Source organism: Flagellimonas marinaquae (genome assembly GCF_003992675.1).
Classification (GTDB): Bacteria; Bacteroidota; Bacteroidia; order Flavobacteriales; family Flavobacteriaceae; genus Flagellimonas; species Flagellimonas marinaquae.
The window spans coordinates 23,676-34,864 of sequence record NZ_RZMZ01000010.1; the positions used below are offsets into that span (position 1 = coordinate 23,676).

At 43.4% G+C, this 11,189-nt stretch carries 9 protein-coding genes; all 9 read left to right on the forward strand.

All coding sequences use genetic code 11. From position 1 onward, the window contains the following. The first annotated feature begins 95 nt into the window (after nucleotides 1-95). Nucleotides 96-1,055, forward strand: a complete 960-nt coding sequence (locus EO130_RS06320) for a PhoH family protein (RefSeq protein WP_127140686.1) — start codon at nucleotides 96-98, stop codon at nucleotides 1,053-1,055. An 8-nt stretch (nucleotides 1,056-1,063) separates the two neighbouring features. Then, complete coding sequence (locus EO130_RS06325; protein ID WP_127140687.1) at nucleotides 1,064-2,017, forward strand: phosphoribosylaminoimidazolesuccinocarboxamide synthase; 954 nt, start codon at nucleotides 1,064-1,066, stop codon at nucleotides 2,015-2,017. A gap of 127 nt (nucleotides 2,018-2,144) precedes the next feature. Beyond that, entirely contained in the window at nucleotides 2,145-2,558 is a 414-nt protein-coding gene (locus EO130_RS06330; protein ID WP_127140688.1) for an IS1/IS1595 family N-terminal zinc-binding domain-containing protein, read from the forward strand. Nucleotides 2,559-2,675: 117 nt separating this feature from the next. Further along, nucleotides 2,676-3,881, forward strand: coding sequence for a hypothetical protein (locus EO130_RS06335; protein ID WP_241244309.1), 1,206 nt, complete (start codon nucleotides 2,676-2,678; stop codon nucleotides 3,879-3,881). A gap of 18 nt (nucleotides 3,882-3,899) precedes the next feature. Then, nucleotides 3,900-4,163 carry a DUF4212 domain-containing protein gene (locus tag EO130_RS06340; protein ID WP_127140690.1) on the forward strand — a complete coding sequence of 88 codons (264 nt, stop codon included), beginning with the start codon at nucleotides 3,900-3,902 and terminating at the stop codon, nucleotides 4,161-4,163. A gap of 22 nt (nucleotides 4,164-4,185) precedes the next feature. Further along, on the forward strand, nucleotides 4,186-5,901 hold the full coding sequence (locus EO130_RS06345) for a sodium:solute symporter family protein (protein ID WP_127140691.1): 1,716 nt from the start codon (nucleotides 4,186-4,188) through the stop codon (nucleotides 5,899-5,901). Nucleotides 5,902-6,169: 268 nt separating this feature from the next. Then, nucleotides 6,170-8,857 (forward strand): sensor histidine kinase, encoded by a 2,688-nt coding sequence (locus tag EO130_RS06355; RefSeq protein ID WP_127140693.1) that lies wholly within the window; start codon nucleotides 6,170-6,172, stop codon nucleotides 8,855-8,857. Then, the gene (locus tag EO130_RS06360; protein ID WP_127140694.1) at nucleotides 8,854-9,222 is read left to right on the forward strand and encodes a response regulator transcription factor; all 369 of its coding nucleotides are present in this window, start codon (nucleotides 8,854-8,856) and stop codon (nucleotides 9,220-9,222) included. The genes EO130_RS06355 and EO130_RS06360 overlap by 4 nt, the downstream gene beginning before the upstream one ends. A gap of 59 nt (nucleotides 9,223-9,281) precedes the next feature. Further along, nucleotides 9,282-11,189: an acetate--CoA ligase gene (gene acs, locus EO130_RS06365; RefSeq protein ID WP_127140695.1), complete on the forward strand. Its 1,908-nt coding sequence runs from the start codon at nucleotides 9,282-9,284 to the stop codon at nucleotides 11,187-11,189.

Here is an 11,189-nt window from a genome sequence, read left to right on the forward strand (position 1 = left end):
CGTTCAAAGTGATTTTTAGTTAAGTTTGTTTGTAAAATTAGTCAAAAAAGAAAGAACGAGATTCTTCAAAAAACAACTGTAACACCTCACTATTTTTGAACGAACTAATAATAGAACTTACGGAAATCAGCCCACAGGAATTTTTTGGACAACAAAATTCCAATATCGAGTTGCTCAAAAAGTATTTTCCAAAATTAAAGATTGTAGCACGGGGCAACAAGATCAAAGTTTTTGGCGACGAAGCACTGCTTGAAGAATTCGATAAGCGTTTTGATGAGCTCACCAGCCAATTTGCCAAATACAACAAACTGGACGAAAATATGATCGAGCGCGTGCTTACCAGCACCAGCAAAGCGGATTACACCTCTTCCTCTAGCAGTGGCGATGTTTTGGTACATGGAGTAAGCGGCAGGTTGATCAAAGCGCAGACAGCCAACCAAAGACGCTTGGTAGATGCCTGTAAAAAGGACGATATGGTCTTTGCCATTGGTCCTGCAGGTACAGGAAAAACCTATACGGGGGTCGCTTTGGCCGTAAAGGCACTTAAGGAAAAGCAGGTGAGGCGTATTATCTTAACACGTCCAGCCGTGGAAGCAGGAGAAAATCTTGGTTTTTTACCCGGTGACCTCAAGGAAAAATTAGATCCTTACATGCAGCCCTTGTACGATGCGCTTAGGGATATGATTCCTTCGGAAAAACTGGAGAAATATATTGAGGATGGGACCATCCAGATTGCACCCATGGCCTTTATGCGAGGGCGCACCTTGGACAATGCGTTTGTGATTCTTGACGAGGCGCAGAACACCACCCATGCGCAAATGAAGATGTTCTTGACCCGTATGGGAAAAAACGCCAAATTCTTATTGACAGGTGACCCAGGACAGATTGATTTGCCGCGAAGGGTAATCTCTGGTCTTAAAGAGGCACTTCTTATTTTAAAAAACGTAGACGGAATCAGTATCATTTATTTGGATGATAAAGACGTGATTCGTCATAAATTGGTGAAAAAGGTGATTGATGCCTATAAGAACATAGAGCACCAAAATCAATTCTAGAAATCAGTATGGGAATGAATACGCTAATGTCCACGGATTTTAAGTTTCCTGGGCAAAAATCTGTTTATAAAGGAAAAGTAAGAGAGGTCTACACCCTGGAAAACGATGTCTTGGTGATGGTAGCCACAGATCGTCTGTCCGCTTTTGATGTGGTAATGCCCAAGGGCATCCCCTACAAAGGACAGATTTTGAACCAGATTGCGACCAAAATGATGAAGGATACCGAGGACATTGTTCCCAATTGGTTGATGGCCACGCCCGACCCCAATGTGGCCGTTGGCAAGGCTTGTGAACCTTTTAAGGTAGAAATGGTCATCCGGGGCTATATGTCGGGTCATGCCGCCCGTGAGTACAAAGCTGGGAAAAGAATGCTGTGTGGTGTTCCCATGCCCGAAGGGATGCAAGAGAACGATAAGTTTCCAGAGCCCATGATCACTCCGGCCACCAAAGCCGAAAAGGGCGATCATGATGAGGATATTTCCAAGGAAGATATTTTAAAGAGGGGGATTGTTTCCAAAGAAGATTATGAAATTCTGGAAAAATACACCCGCTCCCTGTTCCAAAGGGGAACCGAGATTGCGGCCCAAAGAGGTCTTATTTTGGTGGATACCAAATACGAATTCGGCAAAACCAAAGATGGGGAAATCGTTTTGATCGATGAAATCCATACCCCAGACTCATCCCGTTATTTTTATGCTGATGGCTACGAAGAACGTCAAGAAAAGGGCGAGTCCCAGAAGCAGCTTTCCAAGGAATTTGTAAGACAATGGTTGATTTCCAACGGATTTCAAGGACTGGAAGGGCAGTCCGTTCCCAAAATGTCGGATGACTATATTGAATCCGTTTCCAATAGATATATCGAACTGTACGAAAATATTACTGGCGAACCATTTGTAAAAAGTGATATCTCCAACCTTCAAGAGCGTATTTTATCCAACGTAATGGATTATTTGGGAAAATAGCATCCCAAAATTAGGATTTACCCAATAAAATCGCATACTTTTTAGGGATTACACGTCTTTTTGACAGCACTTTTGATATATATTTAAAGCTAAATTGATATATTTATGCTAAGTAAATATATCTACAATGGAAAGTTGTCCCAATTGCTCTTCAACCGTATTTACCAAAGCAGGGGTCGTACAAGATAGGCAGCGTTATAAATGTAAATCCTGCAACTACTATTTTACAGTCCCAAAGTTGGGCAAACAAATTGATGATTATTTTGTAAATAAGGCGCTACAGCTGTATTTGGAGGGCTTGGCCTATCGGGAAATCGAGCGTATTCTCGGTGTTTCTCATGTGTCCGTTATGAACTGGGTCCGAAAGTACAATATCAAACGGCCATACAACTCCAAATATCATCCCACCTACAAAATTTTGAACCACACCGAGCTACAAAAATACTTTCAAAACCCTGAAAATCTCAAAGGTGCTGGCCAGTTGGTGACTGAGCTTGGAGATAAGTTTATGCTCATAAAATGGGACAGGTTCAGGGATTAAGTATAGCTATTTTACAAAAAGATATATTGGTTTTTATTTCGGCGTAATTTTTTTGGATGTTCGCAGGGCACATAACCCTCTAACAACCAAACTGAAATGAAACAAATGCTTATCGGAATGACTTTATTCTTATTGGTCGTTCCTAAGTCTTTCTCACAAGGGAATACCGAGTACACCGGTGGTTACAAAGTGAGTTTTAATGAAGATGGTACCAAGTATCTCCGTATCATCGCATGGGGGCAATTCTGGGCCCAGTATTCCGACGACGTACCTGAAGATGCCAGTAATCTTAACCTGAGCGTACGACGCGCCAGGATTCTTACTTATACCCAATTGAACAAAAAGTTTTTGATTTTGACCCACTTTGGTCTCAATAGCTTAAACGGGTCCAATTTGAGTCCTACTGGCAAGGGAGAATCCGCTCAACTATTCTTCCATGATTTTTGGGGAGAATGGACTCTAAGCAAAAATGCAGCGATTGGGGCTGGACTCCATTATTGGAATGGTATTTCTCGCTTGAACAATAGTAGCACCCTAAACTTTATGACATTGGACAACAATCGTCCGTCTTGGGCGGTATTGGGCCTAAGTGATCAGTTTGCCCGACATTTGGGTGTGTACGCTAAGGGTAAAGTTGGTCGCCTTCAGTATCGGGTATCCTACAACGAGGCTATTACCAATACCTTGGATTCTGGAAATGACCCTACTCCCAATGGAAGAGCAGTATACCGGGGTCGTGAATTATTGGGAGCTGGGGAAGCTGGCAAAGTGGTTCAAGGTTATTTTGATTACCATTTCCTCGACGAGGAATCCAACTTTCTGCCCTACAAAGTAGGTTCGTACCTCGGCACTAAAAGAATATTCAATCTAGGGGCAGGTTTTCTCAATCACAGAAATGGGGTTGTAGTTATGGATGAGGTTGGCAATATGGAAGGGGAAGATGTAAACATTTTTGCGGTGGATGCCTTTTACGATGCACCACTTGGTGAGGATGGCTCAGCAATAACTGCCTATGCAGTGTATCAAAATAATGATTATGGTCGTAACTTTAACTTGGGTCCATATGGAACAGGTAACATGGTTTATGGCCATGTGGGCTATTTGGTTCCTGGGCCCAACACCAAATCACGCTTACAACCCTACTTGTCCTATCAAACCAGGACAATTGATGCCATTGATGATAATACCACAAGATGGGGAGTTGGAGCCAACCTATATATGACGGGACATCACTCCAAACTGACCTTGGAGTATGCAAATTCCAAGGTAGGTAATGCCGATGGAATGGGAATGATTACGTTACAAGCACATATTTATTTATAACAACTAAACCAACAAATTATGTCAGAAAAACAGCAAAGGGCCAAGGCCTATTGGAAAGAAAACCTCAGATATTTATTGATACTACTGATTATCTGGTTCCTAGTCTCTTACGGAGCGGGAATCCTATTCAAAGATGCATTGAACACCATCCGATTGGGTGGATTTAAATTGGGGTTCTGGTTCGCCCAACAAGGATCAATCTATGTCTTTGTCATACTCATTTTTGTATACGTTCGCCTCATGAACAAATTGGACAAAAAATACGGATACGACGAGAAGTAATTAACCAACAAAATTTACAATTATGAGTGATGTACAAATTTGGACCTATGTCTTGGTAGCCTTGTCATTTGGTCTGTATATAGGAATTGCCATTTGGTCCCGGGCAGGATCTACCAAAGAATTTTACGTAGCAGGAGGAGGTGTGTCCCCTTTGGCAAACGGAATGGCCACAGCAGCGGATTGGATGTCAGCGGCCTCATTTATTTCCATGGCAGGTATCATTTCCTTTGCGGGTTATGATGGTGCGGTGTATTTGATGGGATGGACCGGTGGATATGTGCTTTTGGCCCTGCTATTGGCCCCGTATCTGAGAAAGTTCGGAAAATTTACCGTACCCGATTTTATAGGGGAACGCTATTACTCCAAAACCGCTAGGATTGTAGCGGTAATCTGTGCTTTGATTGTATCCTTTACCTATGTGGCGGGACAAATGCGTGGAGTGGGGATTGTATTTTCCAGATACTTGGAGGTGGATATCACCACAGGGGTGGTGATTGGTATGGTAATCGTTTTGTTTTATGCCGTTTTAGGAGGTATGAAAGGAATCACCTATACCCAAGTGGCACAATATTGTGTGTTGATTTTCGCCTTTATGGTTCCTGCGATTTTTATTTCCATTCAGATGACTGGCAACCCTGTTCCGCAATTAGGATTTGGAGGCACCCTTGCCGACGGGTCAGGAACCTATCTGTTGGATAAATTGGATGGTCTTTCCACCGAACTGGGGTTTGCAGAGTATACCGATGGCTCCAAAAGTGTGATTGATGTCTTCGCCATCACCCTTGCCCTCATGGTAGGAACGGCAGGTTTGCCTCACGTAATTGTTCGCTTTTTTACCGTTAAACGCGTGCGTGATGCGAGAAAATCAGCAGGATTGGCATTGTTGTTCATTGCCATTCTCTATACAACGGCCCCTGCAGTGGCCGTATTTGCCAGAACCAATCTAATTGAAACCGTTAGTGAAAAGCAGTACGCAAACATGCCCGAATGGTTCCATAGATGGGAAAAAACGGGGCTGATTGCGCATGAGGACAAGAACGGAGATGGAAAAATTCAATATGTAGCTGCACCAGAAGTCAATGAATTAACAGTGGACAGAGATATTATGGTGCTTGCCAACCCTGAGATAGCCAATTTACCAGCATGGGTCATCGGTTTGATAGCCGCTGGTGGACTTGCCGCGGCACTATCAACAGCAGCTGGATTACTTTTGGTCATATCATCATCTGTTTCTCATGACTTGATTAAAAACGTATTGAAACCGGACCTTTCAGAAAAAGGTGAGCTGTGGGCAGCCAGACTTTCTGCAGCCGTTGCGGTGGTGATTGCTGGCTATTTCGGGATAAATCCGCCTGGTTTTGTGGCCGCCGTGGTCGCCCTCGCCTTCGGTCTCGCAGCTGCATCTTTCTTCCCAGCCATTATATTGGGTATTTTTTATAAGAAGATGAACAGCAAGGGAGCCATTTCCGGTATGATCGTAGGTCTATGTTTGATGCTCTTTTATATGCTCAAATTCAAGTTTGGAATTTTTGACGGCGGTAAGGAAGCTGTTGCCGGACTTCAGGATAGTTGGTGGTTTGGCATATCCCCTGAAGGCTTTGGAACCATTGCGATGATCGTGAACTTTATCGTTGCATTAGTGGTGAACCGGTTTACTCCAGAACCACCGGAAGAAGTACAGGAAATTGTGGAGCGTATCCGTATACCAAGCGGTGCAGGAGAAGCGTCTTCACATTAATGAGTGGTTGCCAAAAACGGTGCGGTAACAATTTACCGTGCCGTTTTTGTAATTTTCCATGGAGCCAAGCATAAGTTAAAAATGAAAAAACGACATCAGCAGAAATTAATCCTCATTTCCATAGTACTTTTCTTCTTATGGAATGTACCCTTCGTTACTTTATTCGATGGGGAGGGGCAGGTGTTCGGTTTTCCCATATTTTACATTTTCATTTTTTCGAGTTGGTTGATTGCCGTCGTTTTGATGTATATAATTTTAAAACGATTCTATGAGTAACTATGGCGTAGGATTGGTCATTGTGCTGTATTTGTCCATGCTTTTTGTTATCGCATATGTGGCCGAGAAAAACAAAAGAAGCAAATGGACCAACAACCCTTACGTATACACACTTTCCCTAGCGGTGTATTGTACGGCTTGGACGTATTATGGCAGTGTGGGAATCGCATCGAGTTCCGGAATCAGTTTTTTGGCCATTTATTTAGGTCCTGTCTTGGCCATGCCGCTTTGGATAGTCCTTATGAAAAAGGTAATCCGCATCTCCAAGCAGCACAAAATATCGAGTATAGCCGACTTTATTTCCATTAGGTATGGGAATAACCGTCAACTGGGTGCATTGGTCACCTTAACCTGTTTGTTTGCCATTATTCCCTATATATCGCTACAGTTAAAGGCAGTGTCCGAAACCTTTTCTTTGATTTCGGCCAAGGGAAGTTATCAGTCCACCGGATTTTTTGACGATTCCACCTTCTACATTGCATTGCTTATCGCCGTTTTTGTGGCCTTTTACGGAACCCTATCCACCGATACGTCGGAACACCGAAAAGGGATTGTGGCCACAGTGGCATTGGAATCCATATTAAAACTTTGTTTTTTCTTGGCCATAGGCGTATATGTCGTCTTTTATCTGTTTGATGGCACAACGGATATTTACGAACAGGCAAGCCTACGGGAAAATTTTGACCAATTGACCACTTTTGGAGGACTTGGGAACGGGTTCAACTGGTTGTTCACCATTTGTTTATCCTTTTTCGCCATTTTTTTATTGCCCAGACAGTTCCATGTCGCTGTGGTGGAGAATGACAACGAGAACCATTTGCGTAAGGCCATTTGGTTGTTTCCGCTCTACTTGCTCTTGTTCAACCTCTTTGTTATCAGTATTGCATGGGCAGGAAACATACGTTTGGATGCAGCAGTAAACCATGATTATTATTCCTTGTTGTTGCCATTACAGCAAAGCGATTACGGCTTGGCAGTGATGGTTTTTATTGGCGGATTCACCACGGTTATATCCATGATCGTAGTCTCTACCTTGGCACTATCCACCATGGTCAGTAACAATATTGTCATTCCCTACGGTTTCATCAAAACATTGGTAGAGGGAAATCCTGAGGAAAATGCGAAGCGTATCAAGAATATTAGAAGAATCTCCATTTTCTTACTGATCATTGTAGCCTATTTTTTCTACATCCGCTTTTCCGTTCAATTGTCGTTGTATTCCATTGGGTTGATATCATTCTTGATCATTGCGCAACTGGCGCCATCGTTCTTTTTGGGATTAACGTGGAGAAGAGGAACGGCACGAGCGGCAGAAACGGGAATGCTGGTTGGCTTGGCCATTGTGTTCTATACCATATTTCTTCCTGTAATCAGCAATATAGCTAGGCCCAATGTAGATGTTTTAACGGAGGGTTTATTTGGATACGCATGGTTCAAACCTGCCCAGACATTCGGCTTTTATTATTTATCCCCGGAGAGTAATGCCTTTTTATGGAGTATGGCATTCAATACCTTGAGTTTTGTTGCTTTTTCGCTTAACACCAAAGGGAACTATAGGGAAAGGAACTACGCGGAGATGTTTGTCAACCATGAAAATTATGGAAACCTACAAGAAGGAGGATTCATCTGGAAGGGCGAGGCCTATGTAGCCGACATCAAACGCTTATTGAACCGATTTTTAGGCGAACAACGCACCAACCGGGCCTTGCAGTTGTTCAATAGAAAATACAATATTTCGGAAACTGAGGAACGTGCGGATGCACGGCTGATCAATTTTTCAGAGAAACTTTTAACCGGAAGTATTGGAAGTGCCTCCGCAAAAATACTGTTGGCTTCGGTCTCCAAAGAAACCCCTATAAGCTTGGTGGAGGTGCTTCATATTTTGGAGGAGAGCAAGGAGACAAAAGCCAACAATAAATTGCTGCAGGAAAAGTCCAATGAACTGGCTGCCATGGCACAGCAGCTCAAGCTAGTGAACGAGGAGCTTCGCATACAGGACAAACTAAAGGATGAATTCTTGGATACTGTTGCACACGAGCTCAAAACACCGGTTACCTCCATTAAGGCTGCCTCCGAAGTTTTGGAGGATTCCGATATGCCCTCTGAGCTACGGACAAAGTTCCTGAAAAATATAAACAAGGACAGCGACCGATTGGACACCTTGATTCGGAATATTCTTGATTTGGAAAAACTGTCAGGTAACCGAACGGAATTGGAAATGGACGATTACGATATGTCGGATACTATACAAAAGGCAATACATGGAGTGGAGCAGATTGCATCAAAAAAAGGGGTGAGCATCAAATTTTCGAAAAAACAGAACGTATTTGCGCGCTATGATGAGGACCGAATTTTGCAAGTGTTGACCAACTTGTTGTCAAATTCCCTTAAATTCACGGAACCACAAACGGGAAAAATTAAAATTCTTTTGGAAGAGCTCGAAGCGGAAGTGTCTGTCATTGTAAAGGATAATGGTCGAGGGATTCCCGAAGAGGATAAGGACTACATCTTTGACAAGTTCTATCAGTCAAAAAACCAAAACATCAAAAAACCACAAGGGAGTGGATTGGGTTTGGCGATTTGCAAGAAAATAGTGGAGAGCCATTCAGGAACCATTTCCGTGGACAACCACTATAAAAAAGGAGCAGTTATACGATTTTCAATACCGAAGGAACAATGAAGCAGAAAAAAATACTGATCGTGGATGATGAACCCAACATTTTGATGTCGTTGGAGTATGCGTTCAAAAAGAAGGATTTCGAGGTTTTTATCGCCCGGGACGGCACAGAAGCTATAGAAATATCGAACCGGGAAAAACCAAATCTTATTCTTTTGGACATCATGATGCCCGAGATGGATGGGTATGAGACCTTGAAACAGGTTAAGGACAATGAGGATTTGGCACACACCAAGATTGTGTTCCTATCGGCAAAAAGTAAGGAAAAAGATATTGAAAAAGGCTTGAAAATGGGCGCAGACCGTTATTTGACGAAACCATTTTCGATGAAAAAAGTAATTTCTGAAATAGAGGAGCTATTGGCATAGTCCAGATACATATTTGGAACCAAATGAATAATCTACATAATAACCAAACACAATATTAAATGAGTAATTATAATATCAAGCACTTGGAGGAATATTTTCAGGTGTATCGAAAATCCGTAAGAAACCCCGAGGGATTTTGGGAAGAAGTAGCCGAAGAACATTTCCAATGGCGTAAAAAATGGGATTCCGTTTTGGAATGGGACTTTACAAAACCAGAAATCAGCTGGTTTAAAGGAGCCAAATTAAATATCACCGAAAACTGTATCGACAGACATCTTCGCATCCGTGGAGATAAAACGGCCATCCTTTTCGAACCTAACGACCCCGATGAAGAAGCGGAACATATCACGTACCGCGAATTGCACGAGCGTGTGTGCAAGTATGCCAATGTTCTCAAGGAGCAGGGTGTCCAAAAAGGGGATAGGGTAGTTGTTTATTTGTCCATGATACCAGATTTGGCCATAGCCATATTGGCCTGTGCCCGAATTGGGGCCATACACTCCGTAGTTTTTGCAGGTTTTTCATCTACAGCACTGTCCACTCGAATCAACGATTGTGGTGCCAAAATGGTACTTACCTCAGATGGTTCGTACCGAGGAACCAAGGTAATAGACCTGAAGGCCATTGTGGATGAAGCACTGGAAAAATGCCCTGATGTGAAAACCGTTTTGGTGACCAAGCGCACAGGAGGGAAAGTTATCATGAAAGCAGGTCGTGATAAGTGGGTACAGCCACTTTTGGACAAGGCCTATTCGGATTGCGTACCCGAAATTATGGATGCCGAGGACCCATTATTTATCCTTTACACTTCTGGCTCTACCGGACGCCCAAAGGGTATGGTCCACACAACGGGAGGTTATATGGTGTACACCGCTTATACTTTTAAAAATGTATTCCAGTACCGAGAGGAAGATGTGTATTGGTGCACTGCTGATATTGGCTGGATTACCGGTCACTCCTACATTGTTTACGGGCCTTTGGCCAATGGGGCCACCACCGTTATGTTTGAAGGAGTACCTTCCTATCCCGACTTTGGTCGGTTCTGGGATGTGGTGCAGAAGCACAAGGTGACCCAGTTTTACACCGCGCCAACCGCTATCCGGGCCTTGGCTAAGGAAAATCTTGATTTTGTGACCAAGTATGACCTTTCCAGCCTGAAAGTTCTGGGAACTGTTGGAGAGCCCATCAATGAGGAGGCCTGGCATTGGTACAACGATCATGTTGGGGAAAAGAAATGCCCCATTGTAGATACCTGGTGGCAAACCGAAACAGGAGGAATACTAATTTCACCCATACCATTTTCCACACCGACCAAACCCACCTACGCGACCTTGCCGATGCCAGGAATACAACCTGCATTGATGGATGAGAGTGGTCAAGAGATCAAAGGAAACCAAGTGGACGGCAGATTGTGCATCAAATTTCCATGGCCCTCCATAGCCCGGACCATCTGGGGCAATCACCAGCGCTACAAGGACACCTATTTCTCTGCATTTGAAGGCAAATATTTTACAGGTGATGGCGCCTTGAGGGATGAGGTGGGCTACTACCGCATCACGGGAAGGGTGGACGATGTCATCATCGTATCTGGTCATAATCTGGGAACTGCTCCGATTGAAGATGCCATTAATGAGCATCCTGCCGTGGCCGAATCGGCCATTGTTGGATTCCCGCATGACATCAAGGGGAATGCACTTTATGGCTACATCATTTTAAAAGAAACAGGGGAGGACCGTAATCGGGATAACCTGAAAAAGGAAATCAACCAATTGATTACCGAACATATTGGCCCGATTGCAAAGTTGGATAAAATCCAATTTGTGGAAGGACTGCCCAAAACACGAAGTGGTAAGATTATGCGAAGAATTCTCCGAAAAATAGCATCAAAAGATACCAGTAACCTGGGCGATACATCAACCTTGTTGAATCCAGAAGTGGTAGAGTCGATTATGAAAGATAGTCTCTAA